At 61.4% G+C, this 24,119-nt stretch carries 27 protein-coding genes; 16 read left to right on the forward strand and 11 right to left on the reverse strand.

The window, feature by feature from the left end; all coding sequences use genetic code 11:
• The first annotated feature begins 117 nt into the window (after nucleotides 1-117).
• Nucleotides 118-756, forward strand: a complete 639-nt coding sequence (locus C4J91_RS25680) for a C40 family peptidase (RefSeq protein WP_124364803.1) — start codon at nucleotides 118-120, stop codon at nucleotides 754-756.
• 136 nt (nucleotides 757-892) lie between these two features.
• On the opposite strand, the gene C4J91_RS25685 is transcribed toward C4J91_RS25680, so the two are convergent.
• The gene (locus C4J91_RS25685; RefSeq protein WP_124364804.1) at nucleotides 893-1,927 is read right to left on the reverse strand and encodes a type IV pilus twitching motility protein PilT; all 1,035 of its coding nucleotides are present in this window, start codon (nucleotides 1,925-1,927) and stop codon (nucleotides 893-895) included.
• A gap of 57 nt (nucleotides 1,928-1,984) precedes the next feature.
• Here C4J91_RS25685 and C4J91_RS25690 point away from each other — a divergent pair, with 57 nt between their 5' ends.
• The 9 genes from C4J91_RS25690 (at nucleotide 1,985) to C4J91_RS25730 (ending at nucleotide 8,709) form a co-directional block, all read left to right on the forward strand.
• A complete protein-coding gene (locus C4J91_RS25690) occupies nucleotides 1,985-2,671 on the forward strand; it encodes a YggS family pyridoxal phosphate-dependent enzyme (RefSeq protein WP_124364805.1) in 687 nt (228 codons plus the stop codon).
• A gap of 33 nt (nucleotides 2,672-2,704) precedes the next feature.
• Complete coding sequence (proC, locus tag C4J91_RS25695) at nucleotides 2,705-3,523, forward strand: pyrroline-5-carboxylate reductase (protein WP_124364806.1); 819 nt, start codon at nucleotides 2,705-2,707, stop codon at nucleotides 3,521-3,523.
• Nucleotides 3,524-3,548: 25 nt separating this feature from the next.
• Nucleotides 3,549-4,136: a YggT family protein gene (locus C4J91_RS25700; RefSeq protein ID WP_124364807.1), complete on the forward strand. Its 588-nt coding sequence runs from the start codon at nucleotides 3,549-3,551 to the stop codon at nucleotides 4,134-4,136.
• A 193-nt stretch (nucleotides 4,137-4,329) separates the two neighbouring features.
• Nucleotides 4,330-5,472, forward strand: a complete 1,143-nt coding sequence (locus C4J91_RS25705) for a homoserine O-acetyltransferase (protein ID WP_124364808.1) — start codon at nucleotides 4,330-4,332, stop codon at nucleotides 5,470-5,472.
• A 25-nt stretch (nucleotides 5,473-5,497) separates the two neighbouring features.
• Nucleotides 5,498-6,118, forward strand: a complete 621-nt coding sequence (gene metW / locus C4J91_RS25710; protein ID WP_124364809.1) for a methionine biosynthesis protein MetW — start codon at nucleotides 5,498-5,500, stop codon at nucleotides 6,116-6,118.
• A 21-nt stretch (nucleotides 6,119-6,139) separates the two neighbouring features.
• Nucleotides 6,140-6,574, forward strand: coding sequence for a DUF4426 domain-containing protein (locus C4J91_RS25715; RefSeq protein ID WP_124364810.1), 435 nt, complete (start codon nucleotides 6,140-6,142; stop codon nucleotides 6,572-6,574).
• Nucleotides 6,571-7,167: an RdgB/HAM1 family non-canonical purine NTP pyrophosphatase gene (gene rdgB / locus C4J91_RS25720; protein WP_124364811.1), complete on the forward strand. Its 597-nt coding sequence runs from the start codon at nucleotides 6,571-6,573 to the stop codon at nucleotides 7,165-7,167. Before C4J91_RS25715 ends, rdgB begins: the two co-directional genes overlap by 4 nt.
• Complete coding sequence (gene hemW / locus C4J91_RS25725; protein ID WP_124364812.1) at nucleotides 7,164-8,366, forward strand: radical SAM family heme chaperone HemW; 1,203 nt, start codon at nucleotides 7,164-7,166, stop codon at nucleotides 8,364-8,366. The genes rdgB and hemW overlap by 4 nt, the downstream gene beginning before the upstream one ends.
• Nucleotides 8,367-8,385: 19 nt before the next feature.
• Nucleotides 8,386-8,709: a DUF3392 domain-containing protein gene (locus tag C4J91_RS25730; RefSeq protein WP_122716594.1), complete on the forward strand. Its 324-nt coding sequence runs from the start codon at nucleotides 8,386-8,388 to the stop codon at nucleotides 8,707-8,709.
• A gap of 142 nt (nucleotides 8,710-8,851) precedes the next feature.
• On the opposite strand, the gene trmB is transcribed toward C4J91_RS25730, so the two are convergent.
• From trmB to C4J91_RS25750, 4 genes are all read right to left on the reverse strand, one after another.
• Complete coding sequence (trmB, locus tag C4J91_RS25735) at nucleotides 8,852-9,577, reverse strand: tRNA (guanosine(46)-N7)-methyltransferase TrmB (RefSeq protein WP_124364813.1); 726 nt, start codon at nucleotides 9,575-9,577, stop codon at nucleotides 8,852-8,854.
• Between the two features lie 9 nt (nucleotides 9,578-9,586).
• Complete coding sequence (locus C4J91_RS25740) at nucleotides 9,587-10,381, reverse strand: thiazole synthase (protein WP_124364814.1); 795 nt, start codon at nucleotides 10,379-10,381, stop codon at nucleotides 9,587-9,589.
• Nucleotides 10,382-10,435: 54 nt separating this feature from the next.
• Nucleotides 10,436-10,636 (reverse strand): sulfur carrier protein ThiS, encoded by a 201-nt coding sequence (gene thiS, locus C4J91_RS25745; protein WP_122462156.1) that lies wholly within the window; start codon nucleotides 10,634-10,636, stop codon nucleotides 10,436-10,438.
• Nucleotides 10,637-10,707: 71 nt separating this feature from the next.
• Nucleotides 10,708-11,088: a DUF423 domain-containing protein gene (locus C4J91_RS25750; protein WP_124364815.1), complete on the reverse strand. Its 381-nt coding sequence runs from the start codon at nucleotides 11,086-11,088 to the stop codon at nucleotides 10,708-10,710.
• Between the two features lie 74 nt (nucleotides 11,089-11,162).
• On the opposite strand from C4J91_RS25750, the gene mtgA reads away from it, so the two are divergent.
• The gene (gene mtgA, locus C4J91_RS25755; RefSeq protein WP_124364816.1) at nucleotides 11,163-11,885 is read left to right on the forward strand and encodes a monofunctional biosynthetic peptidoglycan transglycosylase; all 723 of its coding nucleotides are present in this window, start codon (nucleotides 11,163-11,165) and stop codon (nucleotides 11,883-11,885) included.
• Nucleotides 11,886-12,017: 132 nt separating this feature from the next.
• Here mtgA and rpoH read toward each other — a convergent pair whose 3' ends face one another.
• From rpoH to ftsY, 4 genes are all read right to left on the reverse strand, one after another.
• Nucleotides 12,018-12,872, reverse strand: coding sequence for an RNA polymerase sigma factor RpoH (gene rpoH / locus C4J91_RS25760; RefSeq protein ID WP_003176698.1), 855 nt, complete (start codon nucleotides 12,870-12,872; stop codon nucleotides 12,018-12,020).
• Between the two features lie 130 nt (nucleotides 12,873-13,002).
• The gene (ftsX, locus tag C4J91_RS25765; protein WP_124364817.1) at nucleotides 13,003-14,025 is read right to left on the reverse strand and encodes a permease-like cell division protein FtsX; all 1,023 of its coding nucleotides are present in this window, start codon (nucleotides 14,023-14,025) and stop codon (nucleotides 13,003-13,005) included.
• Nucleotides 14,022-14,693 (reverse strand): cell division ATP-binding protein FtsE, encoded by a 672-nt coding sequence (ftsE, locus tag C4J91_RS25770; RefSeq protein WP_003213784.1) that lies wholly within the window; start codon nucleotides 14,691-14,693, stop codon nucleotides 14,022-14,024. The genes ftsX and ftsE overlap by 4 nt, the downstream gene beginning before the upstream one ends.
• Nucleotides 14,690-16,051, reverse strand: coding sequence for a signal recognition particle-docking protein FtsY (ftsY, locus tag C4J91_RS25775; RefSeq protein ID WP_124364818.1), 1,362 nt, complete (start codon nucleotides 16,049-16,051; stop codon nucleotides 14,690-14,692). The genes ftsE and ftsY overlap by 4 nt, the downstream gene beginning before the upstream one ends.
• A gap of 231 nt (nucleotides 16,052-16,282) precedes the next feature.
• Here ftsY and C4J91_RS25780 point away from each other — a divergent pair, with 231 nt between their 5' ends.
• The 4 genes from C4J91_RS25780 to C4J91_RS25795 all read left to right on the forward strand — a co-directional run bounded on the left by C4J91_RS25780 (nucleotide 16,283) and on the right by C4J91_RS25795 (nucleotide 20,854).
• Nucleotides 16,283-17,638, forward strand: coding sequence for a pitrilysin family protein (locus tag C4J91_RS25780; RefSeq protein WP_124364819.1), 1,356 nt, complete (start codon nucleotides 16,283-16,285; stop codon nucleotides 17,636-17,638).
• On the forward strand, nucleotides 17,631-19,121 hold the full coding sequence (locus tag C4J91_RS25785; protein ID WP_124364820.1) for a pitrilysin family protein: 1,491 nt from the start codon (nucleotides 17,631-17,633) through the stop codon (nucleotides 19,119-19,121). Before C4J91_RS25780 ends, C4J91_RS25785 begins: the two co-directional genes overlap by 8 nt.
• Nucleotides 19,121-19,726, forward strand: coding sequence for a 16S rRNA (guanine(966)-N(2))-methyltransferase RsmD (rsmD, locus tag C4J91_RS25790; protein ID WP_124364821.1), 606 nt, complete (start codon nucleotides 19,121-19,123; stop codon nucleotides 19,724-19,726). The genes C4J91_RS25785 and rsmD overlap by 1 nt, the downstream gene beginning before the upstream one ends.
• A gap of 132 nt (nucleotides 19,727-19,858) precedes the next feature.
• The gene (locus C4J91_RS25795; RefSeq protein WP_124364822.1) at nucleotides 19,859-20,854 is read left to right on the forward strand and encodes a hydrolase; all 996 of its coding nucleotides are present in this window, start codon (nucleotides 19,859-19,861) and stop codon (nucleotides 20,852-20,854) included.
• Nucleotides 20,855-20,973: 119 nt separating this feature from the next.
• On the opposite strand, the gene C4J91_RS25800 is transcribed toward C4J91_RS25795, so the two are convergent.
• Nucleotides 20,974-21,828 carry a sulfurtransferase gene (locus C4J91_RS25800; RefSeq protein WP_124364823.1) on the reverse strand — a complete coding sequence of 285 codons (855 nt, stop codon included), beginning with the start codon at nucleotides 21,826-21,828 and terminating at the stop codon, nucleotides 20,974-20,976.
• Between the two features lie 33 nt (nucleotides 21,829-21,861).
• The gene (locus C4J91_RS25805) at nucleotides 21,862-22,533 is read right to left on the reverse strand and encodes a TetR/AcrR family transcriptional regulator (protein WP_124364824.1); all 672 of its coding nucleotides are present in this window, start codon (nucleotides 22,531-22,533) and stop codon (nucleotides 21,862-21,864) included.
• 144 nt (nucleotides 22,534-22,677) lie between these two features.
• Here C4J91_RS25805 and C4J91_RS25810 point away from each other — a divergent pair, with 144 nt between their 5' ends.
• The gene (locus tag C4J91_RS25810) at nucleotides 22,678-24,105 is read left to right on the forward strand and encodes a coniferyl aldehyde dehydrogenase (protein WP_124364825.1); all 1,428 of its coding nucleotides are present in this window, start codon (nucleotides 22,678-22,680) and stop codon (nucleotides 24,103-24,105) included.
• The last annotated feature ends 14 nt before the right edge of the window (nucleotides 24,106-24,119 follow it).

Below are 24,119 nucleotides of genomic sequence, written 5' to 3' on the forward strand. Positions count from 1 at the left end.
GCGACGAATCGTCGCGTTTTTGCTGAATTTGACCCCAAGGTTCAGTCGACAAACGGCCTGAGAACGACACCAAAACCTGTTATAAAGTTGCGCGCAAACCCATAAGAGCCACGCCTAATGCGACCATTTTTCAAGACATGGCTAACCATTTGCCTATTAATGCCACTGGCCGCCCACGCCACCAATCGTGAGCAACGTCTTCCAAACGTTAACGGTTTTACCCCTAAAGTTCATAGCACGCCTAGCACCGCCAAATCGGTAAAGCCGACTGTCAGCCGCCCGACTCAACTGAGCAAGGCCCACGGTAAAACGCTTTCCACCCAGCTGGCCGTGAATACCAAGCAAAGCAGCGATGTTCTCAGCCGTGCCGTCAACGTGCTCGGTACTCCTTATCGTTGGGGCGGCAGCAGCCCAAGTAAAGGGTTCGACTGCAGCGGCCTGGTGAAATATGCGTTCAACGATGTCAAGGCCGTGGATTTGCCGCGCACGTCCAACGCCATGGCCGCCGGCCACGGGTTGAAAGTCGATCGCAAAGACCTGAAGCCGGGCGATTTGTTGTTCTTCAAGCTCAAGAGCCGCCAGGTCAACCACGTTGCTATCTACCTGGGCAACGACCGCTTCATCCACGCGCCGCGTCGTGGCAAGTCGGTGAGCATCGACACGCTGAAAAAGCCGTTCTGGGACAAGAACTACGTGATCGCCAAGCGGGTGCTGCCCAAAGAGCAGAACAACACCCTGCGGATCGTGCAGCGCTGATTCCAGGCTGAAATGCAGTCAATGTGGGAGGGGGCTTGCTACCGATAGCAGAGTGTCATTCAACAGATTTGTTGGCTGATCTACCGCTATCGGGAGCAAGCCCCCTCCCACATTTGGTTTCATTGTTTGCTGAAACTCATATGTCTGCTGGCACCCTCGCCTTTTCTCGCGCGTCGTCCCGACTGATCACGCCCTGCGCGACCAACGCCTTCAAACTCATATCCAGCGTCTTCATCCCCACTGCCCCACCGGTCTGGATGGCCGAGACCATCTGCGCCACCTTGTCTTCGCGGATCAGATTACGAATGGCCGGCGTGCCCAGCATGATTTCGTGAGCCGCGGCACGTCCGCCGCCGATCTTCCTGACCAGCACCTGGGACACCACCGCCTGCAGCGACTCCGACAGCATCGAGCGGACCATGGCCTTTTCCCCGGCCGGGAACACGTCCACCAGCCGGTCTACCGTCTTTGCCGCCGAGGTGGTGTGCAAGGTGCCAAATACCAGATGGCCGGTCTCAGCGGCCGTCAGCGCCAGGCGGATGGTTTCCAGGTCGCGCAGCTCGCCCACCAGGATCACATCCGGGTCTTCGCGTAGCGCCGAGCGCAGGGCCACCGAAAAGCTGTGGGTATCGCGATGCACCTGGCGCTGGTTGATCAGCGCCATTTTCGGCCTGTGGATAAATTCAATGGGGTCTTCCAGCGTGAGGATATGCTGGCGCCGATGCCGATTGAGGTAATCGATCATCGCCGCCAGCGTGGTGGACTTGCCCGACCCGGTGGGCCCGGTCACCAGCACCAGGCCACGGGGTAGCAACGCGATACGCTGGAACACCTCGCCCAAGCCAAGGCTTTCCAGGCTCTGGATGTCGGTGGGGATGGTGCGAAACACGGCGCCAACGCCACGCGCCTGCTGGAACACATTCGCGCGAAAGCGCGCCACGCCGGGCAACTCGAACGCAAAATCCGTTTCAAGAGATGTTTCGAAATCCTTTTGTTGGTATTGGTTGAGCAAAGGGCTCAGTAAATCCGCCACCTGCGTGCCGGCCAGTATCGGGCTGTCCAGCGGCCAGACCTCGCCATCGATGCGCAGCATCGGCGCCAGGCCGGCCGACAAATGCAGGTCGGAGGCGCCTCGGCGCACGCTGGCCGTCAGTAATTCAGTGATATCCATAGGGCTTTCCATTTCCAGTAGAATGCCGCGGACTCCATATCCACGGGCGCAACTTGAATGTCGACGATAGCAGACAACATCGGCCTGGTTAGCCAGCGCATCCGCGCCGCCGCCGACGCCGTGCAGCGTGACGCAAGCAGCATCCACCTGCTGGCCGTGAGCAAGACCAAACCGGCGCAAGCCGTGCGCGAAGCCTTTGCCGCCGGGATGCATGACTTTGGTGAAAACTATCTGCAGGAAGCCCTGGGCAAACAGGCCGAATTAACCGACTTGCCCTTGAGTTGGCACTTCATCGGCCCCATTCAATCGAACAAGACTCGCGCGATCGCCGAGAACTTCGCTTGGGTGCATTCCGTGGACCGCCTGAAAATCGCACAACGTCTGTCCGAACAACGCCCTGCCGACCTGCCGGCGCTGAATATCTGCATCCAGGTCAACGTCAGTGGCGAAGCCAGCAAGTCCGGCTGTACGCCCGCCGACCTGCCGGCCCTGGCCAACGCCATCAGCGCCCTGCCGCGCCTGAAGCTGCGGGGCCTGATGGCGATCCCCGAGCCGACTGACGATCGCGCGGCGCAGGATACGGCGTTCGCCACGGTGCGCGAGCTGCAAGCCAGCCTGAACCTGCCACTCGACACACTTTCCATGGGCATGAGCCACGACCTCGAGTCGGCCATCGCTCAAGGCGCCACCTGGGTGCGGATCGGTACCGCGCTGTTTGGCGCCCGCGACTACGGCCAGCCGTGAAATGGCTGACGTTCATCTAGCTAAGGACCTGTCATGAAAGACATGCGTATTGCCTTTATCGGCGCCGGTAACATGGCAGCCAGCCTGATCGGCGGCCTGCGGGCCAAGGGCCTGGACGCTGCGCAGATTCGCGCCAGCGATCCCGGTGCCGAAACCCGCGCCCGCGTCAGCGCCGAACACGGCATTGAAACCTTTGCCGACAACGCCGAAGCCATCAAGGGCGTCGACGTCATTGTGCTGGCGGTCAAACCCCAGGCCATGAAGGCCGTGTGCGAAAGCCTGCGCCCAAGCCTGCAGGCGCATCAGTTGGTGGTGTCCATCGCTGCCGGCATCACCTGCGCCAGCATGAACACCTGGCTCGGTGCCCAACCGATCGTACGTTGCATGCCGAATACGCCGTCCTTGTTGCGCCAGGGCGTGAGCGGTTTGTACGCCACCGCCGACGTCAGCGCCGCACAGCGTGACCAGGCCCAGCAACTGTTATCCGCCGTGGGCATTGCCCTGTGGCTGGAGCAGGAGCAGCAACTGGACGCAGTCACCGCCGTTTCCGGCAGCGGCCCGGCGTACTTCTTCCTGTTGATCGAAGCCATGACCGCCGCCGGCGTGAAACTGGGCCTGCCTGCCGACGTTGCCGAGCAACTGGCCGAGCAAACCGCCCTGGGCGCCGCGAAGATGGCGGTGACCAGCGATGTGGATGCGGCCGAGCTGCGCCGTCGCGTAACCTCTCCGGGCGGCACCACGCACGCCGCTATCGAATCATTCCAGGCCGGTGGCTTTGAAGCCCTGGTGGAAAAAGCACTGGGTGCTGCGGCACATCGTTCCGCCGAAATGGCTGAGCAACTGGGCAAATAGTCGTCACTTACCAAGGTAAACAAACATGCTCGGAATCAATGACGCTGCCATCTTCATCATCCAGACCCTGGGCAGCCTGTACCTGCTGATCGTGCTGATGCGCTTTATCCTGCAACTGGTGCGGGCGAACTTCTACAACCCGTTGTGCCAGTTCGTGGTCAAGGCCACCCAACCACTGCTCAAGCCGCTGCGCCGGGTGATACCGAGCCTGTTCGGGCTGGACATGTCGTCGCTGGTACTGGCACTGCTGCTGCAGATCCTGCTGTTCGTGGTGATTCTGATGCTCAACGGCTACCAGGCCTTCACGGTGCTGCTGTTGCCATGGGCGCTGATCGGCATTTTCTCGCTGTTTTTGAAGATCATCTTCTGGTCGATGATCATCAGCGTGATCCTCTCGTGGGTTGCCCCCGGCAGCCGCAGCCCAGGCGCCGAGTTGGTCTACCAGATCACCGAACCGGTGCTGGCGCCGTTCCGCCGCCTGATCCCCAACCTGGGCGGTCTGGATATTTCGCCGATCTTCGCGTTTATCGCGATCCAGCTGATCCAGAGCTGGGTGATTCCACGCTTGGCGTTCTACGCGTTCATGCCTAAGGAGTTGTTCGGCCTGATCTGAAATGCGTTGAAAAATGTGGGAGGGGGCTTGCCCCCGATGGCGGTAGATCAGTCAAATAGACGTCGACTGACACACCGTCATCGGGAGCAAGCCCCCTCCCACATTTTGTATCTGTGTACCGGCGCAGGCCTTTGCTTGCCGCTGGGTCCACTGGTCTTTAGACTTACGCCTCATTTAAACGAGAGCAGGGTCGATGCCAACTGCCTTCCCCCCCGATTCCGTTGGACTGGTCGTGCCCCAAATGGCGCACTTCAGCGAACCGTTGGCCCTGGCCTGCGGCCGTTCGCTGCCCGCCTACGACCTGATCTACGAAACCTACGGCCAACTCAACGCCACGGCGAGCAACGCCGTGCTGATTTGCCACGCCCTGTCCGGCCACCATCACGCTGCGGGCTTCCACAGCGTTGACGAGCGCAAGCCCGGTTGGTGGGACAGCTGCATCGGCCCCGGCAAGCCCATCGACACCAACAAGTTCTTCGTGGTCAGCCTGAACAACCTCGGCGGCTGCAACGGTTCCACCGGCCCCAGCAGCCTCAACCCGGAGACCGGCAAGCCCTTCGGCGCCGACTTCCCGGTACTCACCGTGGAAGACTGGGTGCACAGCCAGGCGCGCCTCGCCGACCTGCTGGGCATCGGCCAATGGGCGGCCGTGATCGGTGGCAGCCTGGGCGGCATGCAAGCCCTGCAATGGACCATCACCTACCCGGATCGCGTGCGCCACTGCCTCGCGATCGCCTCGGCGCCCAAGTTGTCGGCGCAGAACATTGCCTTCAACGAAGTGGCGCGCCAGGCCATCCTCACCGACCCGGAGTTCCACGGTGGTTCGTTCCAGGAAGCGGGGGTGATCCCCAAGCGTGGCCTGATGCTGGCGCGGATGGTCGGGCACATCACCTACCTGTCCGATGATTCCATGGGCGAGAAATTCGGCCGTGGCCTCAAGAGCGAGAAGCTCAACTACGACTTCCACAGCGTCGAGTTCCAGGTGGAAAGCTACCTGCGTTATCAGGGCGAGGAGTTCTCCGGGCGTTTCGACGCCAACACCTACCTGCTGATGACCAAGGCGCTGGACTACTTCGACCCGGCCGCGAACTTCAATGACGACCTGGCGAAAACCTTCGAGCAGGCCACGGCCAAGTTCTGCGTAATGTCGTTCACCACCGACTGGCGCTTCTCGCCGGCGCGCTCACGCGAGCTGGTGGACGCCCTGATGGCTGCGCGCAAAGACGTCTGCTACCTGGAGATCGATGCACCGCAAGGCCACGACGCCTTCCTGATTCCGATTCCCCGTTATCTGCAGGCGTTCAGTAACTACATGAACCGCATTACGCTTATATGAATTGCTTACGCTTTGGGAGAACGCCATGAGAGCCGACCTGGAAATCATCCAAGACTGGATCCCCGCCGGCAGCCGCGTGCTCGACCTGGGCTGCGGTGATGGCGAGCTGCTGAGCTGGCTGCGCGACAACAAGCAAGTCACCGGCTACGGCCTGGAAAACGACCCGGACAACATCGCCCAGTGCGTGGCCAAGGGCATCAACGTGATCGAGCAGGACCTGGATAAGGGCCTGGGCAACTTTGCCAGCGACAGCTTCGACATCGTGGTGATGACCCAGGCCCTGCAAGCAGTGCACTACCCGGACCGTATCCTCGACGAAATGCTGCGCGTCGGCCGCCAGTGCATCATCACCTTCCCCAACTTCGGGCACTGGCGCTGCCGCTGGTACCTGGCCACCAAGGGCCGCATGCCGGTATCGGACTTCCTGCCGTACACCTGGTACAACACGCCGAACATCCACTTTTGCACCTTCGAAGACTTCGAAGCCCTGTGTGGCGAGCGTGAGGCCAAGGTGATCAACCGCCTTGCCGTCGATCAACAACATCGCCACGGCTGGGCGAGTAAGCTATGGCCCAACCTGTTGGGCGAAATCGGTATCTACCGGGTCAGCAGCCCTGGCCTGACCGACCACAAGATTGCCGTCTAATCATTATCAAGAGGGACGCTCATGAGTCGTTTGGCTGTTTTTCTCCTGACCGCCTGCCTGGGCGCCAGCGCCATGGCTGCGGACGCTATCGACGCTAACCGCAAAAAAGACTTCGGCGATATCACCGTCCACTACAACACCTTCACCTCCAGCTTCCTGCCACCCGAGACCGCCCAGAACGTCGGCATCGTGCGCAGCAAGGAAAAGGGCTTGATCAATGTGACCGTGATCAAGGGCGTCACACCGGTCGCAGCCCAGGTAACCGGTACCATCAAAGACCTGGGCGGCAAGAGCGAAATCCTGACCTTCAAGCAAATCGAAGAGAAAGGCGGCATCAGCTACCTCGCGCCCTACTCGGTGACGCAGCGGGAATACAAGACGTTCACCATCAACGTTGAAACCGGTGGCAAGGCCCATGGTTTCCAATTCAACCAAGAACTGTTCCCGGCCGAATGATGAACCTTACCCAACTCGTACTGGCCAGCCACAACGCCGGCAAACTCAAGGAACTGCAGGCCATGCTCGGTGAGTCCGTGCAACTGCGCTCCATTGGCGAGTTCAGCCAGGTAGAGCCGGAAGAAACCGGCTTGTCGTTCGTTGAAAACGCCATCCTCAAGGCACGTAACGCTGCACGGATCTCCGGCCTACCGGCTTTGGCGGATGATTCTGGCCTGGCGGTAGATTTCCTCGGCGGCGCGCCGGGCATCTATTCGGCACGCTACGCCGATGGCAAGGGCGACGCGGCCAACAACGCCAAGCTGCTCGACGCCCTCAAGGACGTGCCCGATGCCGAACGTGGCGCGCAGTTCGTCTGCGTGCTGGCGCTGGTGCGGCACGCCGATGACCCGCTGCCGATCCTGTGCGAAGGCTTGTGGCAGGGTCGCATTCTGCACGCGGCCAGCGGTGAGCATGGCTTTGGCTATGACCCGCTGTTCTGGGTACCGGAGCGCAACGTCTCCAGCGCCGAACTGAGCCCGGCCGACAAGAACCAGATCAGCCACCGCGCCCGCGCCATGGCGTTGCTGCGCCAGCGTTTGGGCCTGAAATGACCCAGAACACCTCTGCGCAGCCGCTGATCCACGGTGGCACGCAAACACCCCGGGCGGCTCTGCCGGTGCTGCCGCCCCTGGCGCTGTACATTCACATTCCGTGGTGCGTACGCAAATGTCCGTATTGCGACTTCAACTCCCATACCGCAAGCACCGTGCTGCCGGAAGAAGCGTATGTGGACGCCTTGCTGGCGGATCTGGACCAGGACCTGCACGCCGTTCATGGCCGCAAACTGAGCTCGATCTTCTTTGGCGGCGGCACCCCGAGCCTGTTTAGCGCCGCCGCGTTGGGGCGGCTGCTCGAAGGGGTGCAAGCGCGCATCGCGTTTGCCGACGACATCGAAATCACCCTGGAAGCCAATCCTGGCACCTTCGAACAAGAGAAGTTCGTGGCGTACCGCAAGCTGGGGATCAATCGCCTGTCCATTGGCATCCAGAGCTTCCAGCAGGAAAAACTCGAAGCTCTGGGCCGCATCCACAACGGCGATGAAGCCGTTCGCGCTGCGGGTATGGCGCGCCAGGCCGGGTTCGATAACTTCAACCTGGACCTGATGCACGGTTTGCCCGATCAGTCCCTGGACGACGCCCTGGCCGATCTGCGCCAAGCCATCGCATTGAAGCCGACGCACTTGTCCTGGTACCAGTTGACCCTGGAACCCAACACGGTGTTCTGGAACCAGCCCCCCGAGCTGCCGGAAGACGACACCCTGTGGGACATCCAGGAAGCCGGCCAGGCGCTGCTCGCCGAGCACGGTTACGCGCAATATGAGGTGTCGGCCTACGCCCAACCGGGTCGACCGGCGCGGCATAACCTCAATTACTGGAGCTTTGGCGACTTCATCGGTATCGGTGCCGGTGCCCATGGCAAGCTCAGCCATCCGGACGGGCGCATCGTGCGCACCTGGAAAACCCGCGCACCGAAGGACTACCTCAACCCGGCCAAAAGCTTCCAGGCGGGGGCCAAAGAACTGACCAATGAAGAGCTGCCGTTCGAGTTCCTGATGAACGCCCTGCGTCTCACCGAAGGCGTAGACGCCAGGCTTTACGCCGAGCGCACCGGCCTTGACCTGGCGAGCCTCGCCGAAGGTCGCCGCGAGGCAGAACAAAGTGGCTTAATGCAGGTCGAACCGTCACGCCTGGCGGCGACCGACCGCGGGCAACTCTTTCTCAATGACCTGTTGCAGACGTTTTTGAGCTGACGCTTTTTAAGGAAATCGAATGGATTTGGTACTCGACCTGCTCGCCACCGTATCCCGCTGGAGCCGTAGCAACCTGTCGGAAATCTCCCTGGCCTTGGTCGGTTGTTTGCTGGTGCTGTTCGGCGCTGACATCAAGGGCTGGATCGAAGCCCGCCTGGGCAGCATCGCCGGCGCGTTGCGCGTCCCCCTGATGGCGTTGGTGTGCATGATCGGCAGCGGCGCGGCGCTGATCTACGCCACGCCGTGGATCGTGCGCGGGCTGAGCCAGTTCAATAACTACAGCCTCGCGCCGGTGCTGGTGGTGGTGCTGGTGTTGATTGGCGTCGTCGCCGACCGCCGCTGACCGCTAACCCAGCACAAAACAAATGTGGGAGGGGGCTTGCCCCCGATGGCAGGGTGTCAGACAACACATGTTTGGCTGACCCACCGCTATCGGGAGCAAGCCCCCTCCCACATTTTTACTGCATTTCAACGTTGCAGGCGGGTTACGCCAGCTTCTCGAACTTCAAATCCCACACCCCATGCCCCAACCGCTCGCCACGGCGTTCGAACTTGGTGATCGGGCGCTCCGCAGGGCGCGGTACGCATTTGCCGTCTTCGGCCAGGTTGCGATAGCCGGGGGCGACGTTCATCACGTCCAGCATGTATTCGGCATAGGGCTCCCAGTCGGTGGCCATGTGCAGGATGCCCCCCACTTTCAGCTTGCTGCGCACCAGTTCCGCGAAGGAAGCCTGGACGATGCGACGCTTGTGGTGACGGGCCTTGTGCCATGGGTCGGGGAAGAACAGCATCAGCCGGTCAAGGCTGTTGTCGGCAATGCAGCGGTTGAGCACTTCAATCGCGTCGCAGTCGTAGACCCGCAGATTGGTCAGGCCCTGGGTCAGCACGCCGTTCAGCAGCGCGCCGACACCTGGGCGGTGCACTTCTACACCGATGAAATCCTGGTCCGGCGCGGCCGCCGCCATTTCCAGCAGGGAATGGCCCATGCCGAAGCCGATTTCCAGGGAACGCGGGGCCGAGCGCCCGAACACCTGGTCGAAGTCCACCGGCGCATCGGCCAGGGGCAACACGAACAGCGACGTGCCTTGGTTCAGGCCTTTTTGCTGGCCTTCGGTCATGCGCCCGGCGCGCATCACGAAGCTCTTGATGCGGCGGTGCTTGGACTCGTCGCCTGCTTCCACGGGGTTCGGCGTTTCGTTTGATTCAGTCATCAATAGCTCTTACTTGATCAGGCCATCCAGCGGCGAAGAGGCGCTGGCATAGAGTTTTTTCGGCATACGCCCGGCGAGGTAGGCCAGGCGGCCCGCGACGATTGCGTGTTGCATGGCTTCGGCCATCATGATCGGTTGCTGGGCATGGGCAATGGCCGAGTTCATCAGCACCGCGTCGCAGCCCAGCTCCATGGCGATGGTAGCGTCGGAGGCAGTGCCCACGCCCGCATCCACCAGCACCGGGATCCTGGCTTCTTCAAGGATGATCTGCAGGTTGTAAGGGTTGCAGATCCCCAGGCCGGAGCCGATCAGGCCAGCCAGTGGCATCACCGCGATGCAACCGATTTCCGCCAGCTGGCGGGCGATGATCGGGTCATCGCTGGTGTAGACCATCACGTCAAAGCCTTCCTTGACCAGGGTTTCGGCGGCCTTGAGAGTTTCGATCACGTTGGGGAACAGGGTTTTCTGGTCGGCCAGCACTTCCAACTTCACCAGGTTGTGGCCGTCGAGCAGCTCACGGGCCAGGCGGCAGGTGCGCACGGCTTCGATGGCGTCAAAGCAGCCAGCGGTGTTCGGCAGGAAGGTGTAGCGGTCCGGCGACAGCACTTCGAGCAGGTTCGGCTCGCCCTCGATCTGGCCGAGGTTAGTGCGACGTACGGCGAAGGTAACGATTTCGGCGCCCGAGGCTTCGATGGCCAGACGGGTTTCTTCCATGTCGCGGTACTTGCCGGTGCCGACCAGCAGACGGGACTGGTAGGTACGACCGGCCAGGACGAAAGGCTTGTCGCTACGAACGATGCTCATGGGAAATCCTCGTAATGGGGTGAGGTTCTGCAGAATGCGTTACGGCCGGGGCGACTAACCGCCGCCGATGGCGTGCACCACTTCGACACGGTCACCTTCGCTGAGCGCGGTGCCTTCGTGCTGGCTGCGCGGGACGATATCCAGGTTGAGTTCCACTGCGACACGGCGCCCGGTGAGGTCCAGGCGGGTCAGCAGGGCCGCGACGGTTTCACCGTCGGGCAGTTCAAGGGGTTCGCCGTTCAACTGAATGCGCATGCCACGGGCCGCCATCGTTTTTAGGGGCCGGCATTCTAACGCGATTGGGCGCTGAAGGTCAGCTTCAAGCGTCAAGCGGTCAGTTGCAGGCGCCAGGCGAGCAAGCCGAGGAAAAACCAGCCGAGCAGGAACGCCAGCCCGCCGAACGGCGTGATGATTCCGAGTTTGCTGATGCCGGTCAGGGTCAACAGATACAGGCTGCCGGAGAACAGCACGATGCCGACCACAAATGAAATGCCCGCCCAGGTGACCAGTCGGCCAGGAATATGCGCGGCCAGCAGCGCCACGCCAAACAACGCCAGGGTATGCACCAGTTGATACGTCACGCCGGTGTGGAAGATCGCCAGGTAGTCGGCGCTCAGGCGATTTTTCAGGCCATGGGCGGCGAACGCGCCGAGGGCGACACCGGTAAAGCCAAAAAAGGCAGCCAGCATCAGAAAGCTACGCAGCATGAGGAACTCCAGTCAGACTCATCGGGCAGGGTCTGTATAATGGCCCGCTCAACGGGTTCGGCCAAGCCATCTCTATGCTGCGTGTCCTCATCAATCGCTTTCTCAACGTCGTGAAATGGTTCGTCATCGCCAGTGTGCTGCTGGTGCTGCTGTTTCGCGTCGTACCGCCGCCGTTCACTGCGCTGATGGTGGAGCGCAAGGTCGAATCCTGGATCGACGGCGAACCTATCGACCTGCAGCGCAGCTGGGTGGCATGGGACGAGATTTCCGACGACCTCAAAGTGGCGGTGATGGCCGGTGAAGACCAGCGTTTCCCGCAGCACTGGGGCTTCGACTTTGGCGCGATTCAGGCGGCGATCGTGCATAACGAGCGCGGCGGTACCATTCGCGGCGCCAGCACCTTGAGCCAGCAGGTGTCGAAGAACCTATTCCTGTGGACCGGCCGCAGTTATCTGCGCAAGGGCCTGGAAGCCTGGTTTACCGGGTTGATCGAAGTGCTATGGCCCAAGCAGCGCATCCTTGAGGTGTACCTCAACAGCGTGGAGTGGGACGAGGGTGTGTTCGGTGCGCAAGCAGCGGCGCGGCATCATTTCGGAGTGAGTGCCAAAGGGTTGTCGCGTCAGCAGGCCAGCTACCTGGCGGCGGTGTTGCCGAACCCGCGCGTGTGGAGTGCCAGCCATCCGACCGCCTATGTGGCGCGGCGCGCGGCGTGGATTCGCCAGCAAATGAGTCAGTTGGGTGGCGAGGACTATTTGGTCGAGTTGAACAACTCCCGCAAGGCTCCTTGGTCCGACTGACACAACACAGAAACAAATGTGGGAGGGGGCTTGCTCCCGATAGCGGTGGATCAGTCACTCATATGTCGACTGACACTCTGCTATCGGGGGCAAGCCTCCTCCCACATTTTTAACCCAGCATTGCCAGCTGGATCAGGCCGCAATCGACAGCTTCAGCTTGTTCATCGCGCTTTTCTCAAGCTGACGAATCCGCTCGGCCGACACGTTGTACTTCTGCGCCAGGTCGTGCAGCGTGGCTTTTTCTTCCGCCAGCCAGCGCTGGTAGAGAATGTCACGGCTGCGGTCGTCCAGCACTTCCAGCGCTTCGTGCAGGTTGTGATTGGAGTTGTCGCTCCAGTCGGCGTCTTCCAGTTGACGCGCCGGGTCGTACCGGTGGTCTTCCAGGTAATTGGCCGGCGATTGGAAGGCGCTGTCGTCGTCTGCTTCGGCAGCCGGGTCGAAGGCCATATCATGGCCGGTCAGGCGACTTTCCATCTCGCGCACTTCACGGGGCTCCACGCCGAGGCTTTCGGCCACGCGGTGGACTTCCTCGTTGTTCAGCCACGCCAGGCGTTTCTTCTGGCTGCGCAGGTTGAAGAACAGCTTGCGCTGGGCCTTGGTGGTCGCGACTTTCACGATGCGCCAGTTGCGCAGGATGAATTCGTGGATTTCCGCCTTGATCCAGTGCACGGCGAACGACACCAGGCGCACACCCATTTCCGGGTTGAAACGCTTCACCGCCTTCATCAGGCCAACGTTGCCTTCCTGAATCAGGTCAGCCTGGGCCAGGCCGTAGCCGCTATAGCTACGGGCGATATGTACGACAAAACGCAGGTGGGCGAGCACCATCTGCCGAGCCGCCCCCAAATCCTGCTCATAATAGAGACTCTCGGCCAGTTCACGCTCCTGCTCGGGCGTCAGCAAGGGAATGCTGTTTACCGTGTGCACATAGGCTTCCAGGTTCGCACCTGGGACCAAGGCATAAGCAGGTTGCAAAGAAGTGGTCATACGAAAAAACCTCCGACTCACATAACTCGTGCAGTTCAGCACTGCGAAAATTGACCGGGGAACCGTAGGACAAGTTCCCTAAACTGCTGACAAGGTCAATACAAACGAAACTACATTACCCTGACATTAACTACTTCGGTGCCAGCTCACGTAAGTGCCGTGCCACCGCAATCCACGCACCGATATACCCCAACAATACCGCGCCAAGCAAGAGGCTCAAACCATCGGCTACCGGCACCCCTGCCAGGGCAAAATCGCTGCCGTACAAGCCGGCAAGCCCGATAACCGCATCGTTCAGCCAGTTCAGGCCAAAAGCCAGCACGCCCCAGGACAAAATCCCGGCACCAAAGCCATAAAGCGCACCCATGTACAGAAAAGGACGACGCACATAGCTGTCCGTGCCGCCGACCAGTTTAATCACTTCTATCTCGGTGCGGCGGTTTTCAATATGAAGACGAATGGTATTACCTATCACCAAAAGTAATGCAGACACCAACAGCACCGTCAAACCGAACACGAAGCGGTCGCCCAGCTTGAGGATCGCGGCCAGCCGCTCTACCCAGACTAGATCAAGTTGCGCCTGTTGCACCTTGGGCATCTCTGCGAGTTTTTGTCGCAGGGCTTCCAGGGCCGGCTTGTCCACTTCATTGGGCGTCACCAGCACCACGCCTGGCAGCGGGTTCTGCGGCAGCTCTTTAAGCGCCTCGCCCAGGCCGGATTGTTGCTGGAACTCTTCCAGCGCCTGATCGCGGCTGATGTATTCGGCATCCGCCACCCCTGGCAGGTTCTTGATCTCGTCGCGCAGGCCCTCGCCGTCCTTGGTGCTGGCGTCGAGGTTCAGGTACAGGGAAATCTGCGCCGCGCGCTGCCACGAACCGCCCAGGCGCTCCACATTATTGAGCAGCAACGACAAGCCCATTGGCAGGCTCAGGGCCACGGCCATCACCAGGCAGGTGAAAAAGCTGCCGATCGGCTGCTTGCCCAGGCGGCGCAGGCTGTCGAGCAGGCTGGCACGATGGCTTTCGATCCAGGCACGCAACAGGGTGCCAAAGTCCGGGCCGTCGTCTTCGTCGTGTTTTTTCTTTTTCGGTTGCGGGTCGGCCGGTTTCGGCGCCACGCGTTCGGATACTTTAGGGCTGCGTGTTGCACTCATACGCCAGCCTCCCCGTCGCCGATCAGACGACCGCGTTGCAGGGTCAGCATGCGATGGCGCATGCGCGCAATCAGCGCCAGGTCGTGGCTGGCGATCAACACGCTGGTGCCCAGCCGGTTGATGTCTTCGAACACCCCCATGATCTCGGCCGCCAGGCGCGGGTCGAGGTTACCGGTGGGTTCATCCGCCAGCAGCAAGGCCGGGCGGTGGACGATGGCGCGCGCGATACCGACGCGCTGTTGCTGGCCGGTGGACAGGTCGCCGGGGTAGAGGTCGGTCTTGTCCGATAACGCCACGCGCTCCAGGGCTGAATCGACCCGCTTGACGATCTCGGCCTTGGACAGCCCGAGAATCTGCAGGGGCAAGGCAATGTTGTTGAACACCGTGCGGTCGAACAGCAACTGGTGGTTTTGAAACACCACGCCAATCTGACGGCGCAGGAACGGGATCTGCGCATTGCTGATGGTGGCCAGGTCCTGTCCCGCCAGCAGCAGCTTGCCGGTGGTTGGGCGCTCCATGGCCAGCAGCAGGCGCAACAAGGTGCTCTTACCGGCGCCGGAATGCCCGGTCACGAACAAAAACTCGCCCCGCCGTACTCGAAAGCTCAGCTCATGCAAGCCCACATGCCCGTTGGCGTAGCGTTTACCGACCTGTTCGAATCGAATCATGAACGCTCCCGCTCGGCAAACAGTGCCTGTACAAAGGGTTCGGCTTCAAAGGTGCGCAGGTCGTCGATGCCTTCACCGACGCCGATATAACGAATCGGCAACCCGAACTGCTTGGCCAGGGCGAAAATCACACCGCCCTTGGCCGTGCCGTCGAGCTTAGTCAATGCCAGGCCGGTCAGTTGCACCGTCTGGTTGAATTGTTTGGCCTGACTGATGGCGTTCTGCCCGGTACCGGCGTCCAGCACCAGCAGTACCTCATGCGGGGCGTCGGCGTCGAGCTTGCCGATCACGCGGCGGACCTTCTTCAGCTCTTCCATCAAATTGTCTTTGGTGTGCAGGCGGCCGGCGGTGTCGGCGATCAACACATCGATGTTCCGGGCCTTGGCTGCCTGCACGGCATCGAAAATCACCGACGCGGAGTCGGCACCGGTGTGCTGGGCGATCACCGGGATCTTGTTGCGCTCGCCCCACACCTGCAGTTGCTCAACGGCAGCGGCACGGAATGTGTCGCCGGCGGCGAGCATGACTTTCTTGCCTTCGGACTGCAGTTTTTTCGCCAGCTTGCCAATGGTGGTGGTCTTGCCGGCGCCGTTGACGCCTACCACCAGGATCACGAACGGCTTCTTCGGGGTGATCACCAGCGGCGCTTCAACGGGTTTAAGCATGGCGGCCAGCTCGGCCTGCAAGGATTTGTACAACGCGTCGGCGTCGGTCAGCTGCTTGCGGGCGACCTTCTGGGTCAGGCTCTGGATGATCACGGCGGTGGCTTCGACGCCTACGTCTGCGGTGAGCAGGCGGGTTTCGATGTCTTCCAGCAGCTCGTCATCAATGGTCTTCTTGCCGAGGAACAGGCTGGCCATGCCCTCGCCGATACTGGCGCTGGTTTTGCTCAGACCTTGCTTGAGCCGGGTGAAAAAGCCGGTTTTGCTGGTTTCAGCGGCCGGCTCTTCGATGACGGCAGGCGCGGGGGCCTCAACGGCGGGTGGCGTCTGGACGACTGTCGCTACGGGTTCAACCACCGTAGGAATAGGCGGCGCTACGTGCTCAACCTGCACATCTTCAACCAGCGCCACCGGCTCTTCAGCCACCGGCAGTGGCGGCCACGGCTTGTGCTCTGGCTCTGGCTCTGGCTCTGGCTCGACCGCAGGCTGCAGCACCGGCTCGGCCATCGGCAACACCGTCGGCGCCGGTGTTTCGGCTACCGGGTCGGCTTCTACTATAGGCTCAGGGATAGGTTCAGGTTGAACCTGTGGCTGTTCGACGACGGTTTCCTGCGGCTTTTTGCGCAGCCATCCGAACAGGCCTTTCTTCTCGCCAGCCGCAGCTGGGGTCTTCTTGTCGTCGTTGGAACCAAACATGGAGACGGCTATCTCAAGGTAGCGACGCGCCAGCAGGCGCTTCGGTAAATAAAATTCGATGCGTAACAGACTGTTTTTTAGCCAGCTCGTTCATGCGCAACATTTTGAAGGCCAAAATAGAGCCTCAACAAGACAGCCGCAGTGGCCGCCCCTAAGTCGGATCGGTATCCTAGCACCTCCTCGCCCGCCGACGCTAAGACCAAGCGGGCAGTCCAACAGGTTAAAAAACGAATGAATGCTCTAGCCCGCCGCGCCGCAGGCCTGCTGCTCAGCACAGTTTGTCTGCCCCTTTCAGCTTTGGCTGCCGACCCACAACCCACCCACGAATTCACCCTCGACAACGGCCTCAAGGTGGTCGTGCGCGAAGATCATCGCGCGCCGGTGGTGGTTTCCCAGGTCTGGTACAAGGTCGGCTCGAGCTACGAAACCCCGGGCCAGACCGGTTTGTCCCATGCCCTGGAACATATGATGTTCAAGGGCAGCGCCAAGGTCGGCCCCGGCGAAGCCTCGCTGATCCTGCGCGACCTGGGCGCTGAAGAAAACGCCTTCACCAGTGACGACTACACCGCTTATTACCAGGTGCTGGCCCGCGACCGCCTGGGCGTGGCCTTCGAACTGGAAGCCGACCGTATGGCCAGCCTGCGCCTGCCGGCCGATGAGTTCAGCCGCGAAATCGAGGTCATCAAGGAAGAGCGCCGCCTGCGCACCGACGACAACCCGATGTCCAAGGCCTTTGAACGTTTCAAGGCCATGGCCTTCCCGGCCAGCGGCTATCACACGCCCACCATCGGCTGGATGGCTGACCTTGAGCGCATGAAGGTCGAGGAACTGCGCCACTGGTACCAGGCCTGGTACGTGCCGAACAACGCGACCCTGGTAGTGGTCGGCGACGTCACGCCGGACGAGGTGAAAAACCTGGCCCAGCGCTACTTCGGCCCGATCCCCAAGCGTGACGTCCCGCCAGCCAAGGTCCCGATGGAGCTGGCCGAGCCCGGCGAGCGCCTGCTGACCCTGCACGTGCAAACCCAGCTGCCCAGCGTGTTCCTCGGTTTCAACGTGCCGAGCCTGGCCACTGCCGAGGACAAGCGCTCGGTACAAGCCCTGCGCCTGATCTCGGCCCTGCTCGACGGCGGTTACAGCGCGCGTATCTCCGAGCAGTTGGAGCGGGGTGAAGAACTCGTCTCCGCCGCGTCCACCGATTATGACGCCTTCACTCGCGGCGACACGCTGTTCATGCTGACCGCCACGCCCAACCAGCAGAAGAAAAAGACCGTCGCCCAAGCCGAAGCCGGCCTGTGGCGCCTGTTGGAAGAGCTCAAAGCCAAGCCGCCAACCGTCGAAGAGCTGGAACGCATCCGCGCCCAGGTGATTGCGGGCGTGGTCTACCAGCGCGACTCCATCACCGCCCAGGCCACGGCGATCGGCTCGCTGGAGACCGTCGGCCTGTCCTGGAAGTTGATGGACACCGAGCTTGCCGACCTGCAAAGCGTCACCCCGGAAGATATCCAAAAAGCTGCACGCACCTATTTCACCCGCGAACGTCTGAGCGTCGCCCATGTTTTGCCTGAGGAGACCGCTCATGAGTGACCGCAAGAGCAACCGCCTGATTCTGCCCGGCCTGATCGCCGTCACCTTGATCGCGGCCGGTGCCGTGTACCTGTTGCGCCCGAGCGAGTCGGTCGCCAGCCAGGCACTGGACAAGGCCCAAACGGCCAACACACTGCAATCGCTGGCTGAACTGGACGGCAAGGCGCCGACCAACCGCAAGCTCGACGTGCAAACCTGGGCCACCGCCGAAGGCGCCAAGGTGCTGTTCGTCGAAGCCCATGAACTGCCGATGTTCGACGTGCGCATCCTGTTCGCCGCCGGCAGCAGCCAGGACGGCGATGTGCCGGGCCTGGCCCTGATGACCAATGCCATGCTCAACGAAGGCGTGCCGGGCAAGGACGTCAGCCAGATCGCCAGCGGCTTTGAAGGCCTGGGGGCCGACTTTGGGAATGGCGCCTATCGCGATATGGCCCTGGTGTCCCTGCGCAGCTTGAGCGACAGCGACAAACGCGATGCCGCACTCGCGCTGTTCGATGACGTGATCGGCAAGCCGACCTTCCCGGCCGACTCACTGGCACGCATCAAGAATCAGATCCTGGCCGGCTTCGAATACCAGAAACAGAATCCCGCCAAGCTGGCGAGCATCGAGCTGTTCAAGCGCCTGTACGGCGACCATCCGTATGCCCACCCAAGCGAAGGTACGCCTGAAAGCGTGCCGGCGATTACCGTGCAACAGCTGCAGGCATTCCACGCCAAGGCTTATGCGGCAGGCAATGCAGTGATCGCGGTGGTGGGCGACCTGACACGCGCCGAAGCCGAAGCCATGACCGCCAAGGTCTCTGCCGCGTTGCCCAAGGGCCCGGCCCTGGCGAAGATTGCCCAGCCAACCGAGCCAAAGGCCGGCCTGAGCCGCATCGAGTTTCCCTCCAAGCAGACCCACCTGCTGTTTGCCCAGTTGGGCATCGATCGCGCCGACCCGGACTACGCTGCACTGTCCCTGGGCAACCAGATTCTGGGTGGCGGCGGTTTCGGCACGCGGTTGATGAGCGAAGTGCGTGAAAAACGCGGCCTCACCTACGGCGTGTACTCCGGCTTCTCGCCGATGCAGGTGCGCGGCCCGTTCATGATCAACCTGCAAACCCGCGCCGAAATGAGCGGCGGCACGTTGCGCCTGGTCGAAGACGTCGTGGCCGACTACCTCAAGACCGGCCCCACCCAGAAAGAGCTGGATGACGCCAAGCGCGAACTGGCCGGCAGCTTCCCGCTGTCCACCGCGAGCAACGCCGATATCGTCGGGCAGCTCGGCGCCATGGGTTTCTATAACCTGCCGCTGAGCTATCTGGAGGATTTCATGAAACAATCCCAGGCCCTGACCGTGGAGCAGGTCAAGGCTGCAATGAACAAACACTTGAGCGCCGACAAGATGGTCATCGTGACCGCCGGCCCGACGATTGCGCAAAAGCCACTACCGCCCCCCACTGATAAACCTGCCGAGCAGCCGCTCGGGGTTCCGGAGCATTAATGGCCAGTTCATCTCGCCCGAAAAAACCTGTCCACAACGTACATAACGGTGTGGGCCAACTGCGCATCATTGGCGGTGAATGGGGCAGCCGCAAGCTGAGCTTCCCCGATGTCGTAGGCCTGCGCCCGACGCCAGATCGCGTGCGCGAAACCTTGTTCAACTGGCTTGCGCCCTACATCGGCGGCGCCAAGGTGCTCGACCCGTTTGCCGGCAGTGGCGCGCTGTTCCTGGAGGCGCTGTCCCGTGGCGCCTCCCAGGCCCAGGCGCTGGATGCGAGCAATGTGGCGGTGTCCAGCCTCAAGGAACACTTGGGCACGTTGCGCTGCACCAACGGCCAGGTTCAGACCGCCGACGCCTTGCGCTACCTGGAAACCCAGGCGGCCAGCGAATACGACGTGGTGTTCCTCGACCCACCGTTCAACCAGAACCTGCTGCCGACCGTGTGCGCATTGCTGGAAGAACGCCAATGGTTGGCGCCGGATGCGTGGGTCTACACTGAAAGCGAGACAGCGCCGTCGACGCTCGGCCTGCCGGGGAGCTGGCGCTTGCACCGTGAGCAGAAGTCCGGGCGGGTTTATTACGCGTTGTGGCACCGCACCCTGTAGGAGCGAGCTTGCTCGCGAAGGTCGAACAGGCGACACGGGCTGCCTGATAGCGCTGCGTTATCGTTTACGTTTTTCGCGAGCAAGCTCGCTCCTACAGGAGTCAGGGTAAGTTCGTCCGGCGGCGAGTATTTCATGACAGCATCTGTGGACCGCTTCACCCCCGCCTTCGGCCTCGGCAACCCCCATCTGCAAACGCTGTGGGGGCCGCTATGGCGTCCCACCACGCATATCGAGCGCCAGCGCGAACGCCTATGGCTGGAAGACGGCGACTTTCTGGACCTCGACTGGCACGGCCCACATGACGTGCACGCGCCTCTGGTGCTGGTGCTGCACGGACTGACCGGTTCGTCCAATTCGCCCTACGTGGCCGGCCTGCAAAAAGCGCTCGCCGCCCAAGGCTGGGCCAGCGCAGCCTTGAACTGGCGCGGTTGCTCGGGCGAGCCGAATTTGTTGGCCCGCAGCTACCATTCCGGTGCCAGCGAAGATCTGGCGGCAGCGATCGCCCATCTGCGTGCCAAGCGGCCGTTGGCGCCGTTATATGCGGTGGGTTATTCCTTGGGCGGCAATGTATTGCTCAAGCACCTGGGGGAAACCGGCGACGCCTCCGGGCTGCAAGGCGCGGCGGCGGTATCGGTGCCGTTTCGCCTGGATCAATGCGCGGACCGTATCGGGATTGGCTTTTCGCGGGTGTATCAGAAGCACTTTATGCGCGAGATGCTGGCTTATATCCGCGTCAAGCAACGCCAGTTTTTGCAGGACGGCCGACAAGACGGGCTCAACACCCTGGAGGCGTTGGGTCCGTTGGAGAAAATGCGCACGTTCTGGGATTTCGATGGCCGGGTCACCGCGCCGCTGCACGGTTTCCTCAGCGCCGAGGATTACTACCGCCGCGCCTCGAGTCGCTATTACCTGGGCGCTATCCGCACGCCGACGTTGATTATCCAGGCGGCGGATGACCCGTTCGTGTTTGCCCACAGTTTGCCCGAAGCCAGTGAGCTATCAGACTGTACCGAGTTCGAGCTGACGGCCAAGGGCGGGCATGTGGGGTTTATAGAGGGTTCGCTGAAACGCCCCGGCTACTACCTGGAACGCCGCATCCCCCAATGGCTACTGGCACAACACGGATAAAAATGTGGGAGGGGGCTTGCTCCCGATTGCAGTGGATCAGCTAAAGATAAGCTAGCTGATACTCCGCTATCGGGGGCAAGCCCCCTCCCACATTTTGATTGGGTTCACAGGCCGATTGCTCAGTCGCCAGTGGCAATTTCCCGCGCTGGATCTGTGATCCACTCACTCCACGACCCCGCATACAACTTGCCCAACGGGTACCCCGCCAAGCCCAACGCAAACAGGTTATGACACGCTGTCACCCCCGAACCGCAATACGCCACCAGCTCATCCGGCGACCGGCCCTGCAACTGCGCAGCAAAACGCTGTTTGAGCTGCTCAGCCGGCAAAAAGCGCCCATCGCTGCCCAGGTTTTCATTGAAGGCCGAGCATTGAGCGCCTGGAATATGCCCCGCGATCGGGTCGATTGGCTCCACATCGCCACGAAAACGCGCCTGGGCGCGAGCATCAATCAACGTCATGCCCGGTTCGCCCAGGCGTTTCTGCAACTGTTCGGCATCGAGCACCAATCGATTATCCGGCGTACCGGCAAACGTGCCTCGTTCAACCACCGGCGCATCCAGGCTCAATGGGAAGCCCGCCGCGTGCCACGCCTTGAGGCCGCCATCCAGGATAAACACACCCTCGCGCTTGCCGAGCCAGGCCAGCAACCACCATGCCCGAGTCGCAAAGGCCCCTGGGCCGTCGTCATACAGCACCACGTCGGTATCAGCGCTGATGCCCCATGCCTGCAATTGCTGAATGAAGGCGTGCGCCGCGGGCAGCGGGTGACGGCCGGTCACGCCCTTGATCACCGGGCCGCTGAGATGGCGCTCCAGGTCGGCATATTGCGCCCCTTCGATGTGCCCTTCGGCATAGCTGCACAGGCCGTAATCCGGGTCTTCCAGGGCAAAACGGCAATCGAGGATCACCAGCCCGGCCGACGTTTGGCGCTCGGCTAATGCCTGGGGGCTGATCAGTTGGGCAAGCGGCATGACTGACTCCTGTGCATACAAAGGGGAAAGGTCTTACTTCACTTCTTCCAATGCCTGGTTCAATGGCACGTAAAACTCTTTGAACAACGCATCCACCGCCGTTTTTGCCTGAGGCGTGACAAACCCCGCCTCCAGCACCAGCACCTGATAGACCCCACGTTTTATCGCTTCGGCGCTCAAATGGGTGGAATTTTCATTGGTGGTGCACAGGAAACGCACCCACGAGGTCAGGATGATCCAGGCATTGAGGGTCAGGGCCTCGGTTTGCACCGGGTCCATCGTGAGGATGCCGGCGTCGACAAAGCCCTGGTAGATCGCCCCGCCCTGGATCAGGCAGCGCTGGGAGAAGCGTCGGTAGCCAGTGGCCAGCTCGGGGTCGCTTTCCAATAAATGTTCGAGGTCGCGGTGCAGGAAGCGGTAGCGCCACATGCCGGCCAGTACCGCCTGCAGGTAAAAGCGCTTGTCTTCCACCACCATCGCCCGCCCCTGGGGCGGGCGTAGGAAACTGTCCACCAACGCTTCGTATTCGCGAAACAGCACGGCGATAATCGCCTGCTTGTTGGGGAAGTGGTAGTACAGGTTGCCCGGGGAAATTTCCATATGGGCAGCGATATGGTTGGTGCTGACACTGCGCTCGCCCTGCTGGTTAAAAAGCTCCAGGCTGGTTTGCACAATTCGCTCGCTGGTCTTTACTCGTGGTGCCATAGGGCTCAGCTTCCAAACACGGGATTGGGCATCTTACGGCCTATCCGGGTCAGGATAAATCTGGTTGTTACTGCAATGTTATTTGACAATTTAGAGTAATGACTCTAAAAATCCAGGCAGACCTATAACAACCGGGACCGCGCCATGTCTGCCAACGTTGCCTACCTGCAGCAATCCCAGGCGCTGGATCAACTCCAGATCCTGTTCGACGCCCAACGTCGCGCCTATGCCGCCAACCCGATGCCGCCGGCCGCGCAACGCCAGCAATGGCTCAAGGCCCTGCGCGATGTGCTCAGCGATGAACGCCAGGCGCTGATCAATGCGATCAGCCAGGACTTCAGCCATCGCAGCGCGGACGAAACCCTGTTCGCCGAACTGATGCCCAGCCTGCACGGCATTCATTACGCGAGTAAAAACCTGAAAGGCTGGATGAAACCTTCCCGACGCGCTGTAGGCATTGCCTTTCAGCCCGCGTCGGCCAAAGTCATTTACCAACCGCTGGGTGTGGTCGGCGTCATCGTGCCGTGGAACTACCCGCTGTACCTGGCCATCGGTCCGCTGGTCGGGGCCTTGGCCGCCGGTAACCGGGTAATGCTCAAGCTCAGCGAATCCACGCCGGCAACCGGCGAACTGCTCAAGGCATTGCTGGCAAAAATCTTCCCCGAGGACTTGGTGTGCGTGGTGCTCGGCGAAGCTGATGTCGGCGTGGCGTTTTCCAGGTTGCGTTTCGATCATTTGCTGTTCACCGGCGCTACCAGCATCGGCAGGCATGTGATGCGGGCCGCCGCCGAACACCTCACACCGGTCACCCTGGAGTTGGGCGGCAAATCGCCGGCCATTGTTTCCGCCGACGTACCGCTCAAGGACGCCGCCGAACGTATCGCCTTCGGCAAGGCCTTGAACGCCGGCCAAACCTGCGTGGCGCCCGACTATGTGCTGGTGCCGGAGGAACGTGTGGACGATTTTGTCGAGGCTTACGCCAACGCGATTCGCGGGTTTTATCCGACCCTGGCCGACAACCCGGACTACACCGCCATCATCAACGAGCGACAACTGGCCAGGCTCAATGCCTACACCAAGGATGCCACCGACAAGGGCGCCACCCTGATTCCTCTTTACGACCAGGGCCAGGCACGTCGTATGGCCCATAGCCTGCTGCTGAATGTGAGCGACGATATGACGGTCATGCAGGACGAGATCTTTGGTCCGCTATTACCGATCGTGCCCTATCGCGGCATCGACCAGGCCTTTGCCTACATCAACCAACGCCCTCGCCCGCTGGCCCTGTATTACTTCGGCTACAACAAACGCGAACAGGACCGTGTGCTCCACGAGACCCACTCGGGCGGCGTGTGCCTGAACGATACCCTGCTGCACGTGGCCCAGGACGACATGCCATTCGGCGGCGTCGGCCCCTCTGGCATGGGCCACTACCACGGCCACGAAGGTTTCCTGACGTTCAGCAAGGCCAAGGGCGTGCTGGTCAAACAGCGTTTGAACGCGGCGAAGCTGATCTACCCGCCCTACGGGAAAACCATTCAGAAGTTGATCCAGAAGCTGTTTATCCGCTGATAACCCCACCTGCG

This window comes from Pseudomonas sp. R3-52-08, assembly GCF_003851745.1.
In the GTDB taxonomy this organism is placed as follows: domain Bacteria; phylum Pseudomonadota; class Gammaproteobacteria; order Pseudomonadales; family Pseudomonadaceae; genus Aquipseudomonas.

What these genes read in the sequence shown, in the direction of transcription:
- C4J91_RS25680 (WP_124364803.1), top strand. Translation starts at nt 118, where the DNA reads ATGCGACCATTTTTCAAGACATGGCTAACCATTTGCCTATTAATGCCA.
- C4J91_RS25685 (WP_124364804.1), bottom strand. Translation starts at nt 1,927, where the DNA reads ATGGATATCACTGAATTACTGACGGCCAGCGTGCGCCGAGGCGCCTCC.
- C4J91_RS25690 (WP_124364805.1), top strand. Translation starts at nt 1,985, where the DNA reads ATGTCGACGATAGCAGACAACATCGGCCTGGTTAGCCAGCGCATCCGC.
- proC (WP_124364806.1), top strand. Translation starts at nt 2,705, where the DNA reads ATGAAAGACATGCGTATTGCCTTTATCGGCGCCGGTAACATGGCAGCC.
- C4J91_RS25700 (WP_124364807.1), top strand. Translation starts at nt 3,549, where the DNA reads ATGCTCGGAATCAATGACGCTGCCATCTTCATCATCCAGACCCTGGGC.
- C4J91_RS25705 (WP_124364808.1), top strand. Translation starts at nt 4,330, where the DNA reads ATGCCAACTGCCTTCCCCCCCGATTCCGTTGGACTGGTCGTGCCCCAA.
- metW (WP_124364809.1), top strand. Translation starts at nt 5,498, where the DNA reads ATGAGAGCCGACCTGGAAATCATCCAAGACTGGATCCCCGCCGGCAGC.
- C4J91_RS25715 (WP_124364810.1), top strand. Translation starts at nt 6,140, where the DNA reads ATGAGTCGTTTGGCTGTTTTTCTCCTGACCGCCTGCCTGGGCGCCAGC.
- rdgB (WP_124364811.1), top strand. Translation starts at nt 6,571, where the DNA reads ATGATGAACCTTACCCAACTCGTACTGGCCAGCCACAACGCCGGCAAA.
- hemW (WP_124364812.1), top strand. Translation starts at nt 7,164, where the DNA reads ATGACCCAGAACACCTCTGCGCAGCCGCTGATCCACGGTGGCACGCAA.
- C4J91_RS25730 (WP_122716594.1), top strand. Translation starts at nt 8,386, where the DNA reads ATGGATTTGGTACTCGACCTGCTCGCCACCGTATCCCGCTGGAGCCGT.
- trmB (WP_124364813.1), bottom strand. Translation starts at nt 9,577, where the DNA reads ATGACTGAATCAAACGAAACGCCGAACCCCGTGGAAGCAGGCGACGAG.
- C4J91_RS25740 (WP_124364814.1), bottom strand. Translation starts at nt 10,381, where the DNA reads ATGAGCATCGTTCGTAGCGACAAGCCTTTCGTCCTGGCCGGTCGTACC.
- thiS (WP_122462156.1), bottom strand. Translation starts at nt 10,636, where the DNA reads ATGCGCATTCAGTTGAACGGCGAACCCCTTGAACTGCCCGACGGTGAA.
- C4J91_RS25750 (WP_124364815.1), bottom strand. Translation starts at nt 11,088, where the DNA reads ATGCTGCGTAGCTTTCTGATGCTGGCTGCCTTTTTTGGCTTTACCGGT.
- mtgA (WP_124364816.1), top strand. Translation starts at nt 11,163, where the DNA reads ATGCTGCGTGTCCTCATCAATCGCTTTCTCAACGTCGTGAAATGGTTC.
- rpoH (WP_003176698.1), bottom strand. Translation starts at nt 12,872, where the DNA reads ATGACCACTTCTTTGCAACCTGCTTATGCCTTGGTCCCAGGTGCGAAC.
- ftsX (WP_124364817.1), bottom strand. Translation starts at nt 14,025, where the DNA reads ATGAGTGCAACACGCAGCCCTAAAGTATCCGAACGCGTGGCGCCGAAA.
- ftsE (WP_003213784.1), bottom strand. Translation starts at nt 14,693, where the DNA reads ATGATTCGATTCGAACAGGTCGGTAAACGCTACGCCAACGGGCATGTG.
- ftsY (WP_124364818.1), bottom strand. Translation starts at nt 16,051, where the DNA reads ATGTTTGGTTCCAACGACGACAAGAAGACCCCAGCTGCGGCTGGCGAG.
- C4J91_RS25780 (WP_124364819.1), top strand. Translation starts at nt 16,283, where the DNA reads ATGAATGCTCTAGCCCGCCGCGCCGCAGGCCTGCTGCTCAGCACAGTT.
- C4J91_RS25785 (WP_124364820.1), top strand. Translation starts at nt 17,631, where the DNA reads ATGAGTGACCGCAAGAGCAACCGCCTGATTCTGCCCGGCCTGATCGCC.
- rsmD (WP_124364821.1), top strand. Translation starts at nt 19,121, where the DNA reads ATGGCCAGTTCATCTCGCCCGAAAAAACCTGTCCACAACGTACATAAC.
- C4J91_RS25795 (WP_124364822.1), top strand. Translation starts at nt 19,859, where the DNA reads ATGACAGCATCTGTGGACCGCTTCACCCCCGCCTTCGGCCTCGGCAAC.
- C4J91_RS25800 (WP_124364823.1), bottom strand. Translation starts at nt 21,828, where the DNA reads ATGCCGCTTGCCCAACTGATCAGCCCCCAGGCATTAGCCGAGCGCCAA.
- C4J91_RS25805 (WP_124364824.1), bottom strand. Translation starts at nt 22,533, where the DNA reads ATGGCACCACGAGTAAAGACCAGCGAGCGAATTGTGCAAACCAGCCTG.
- C4J91_RS25810 (WP_124364825.1), top strand. Translation starts at nt 22,678, where the DNA reads ATGTCTGCCAACGTTGCCTACCTGCAGCAATCCCAGGCGCTGGATCAA.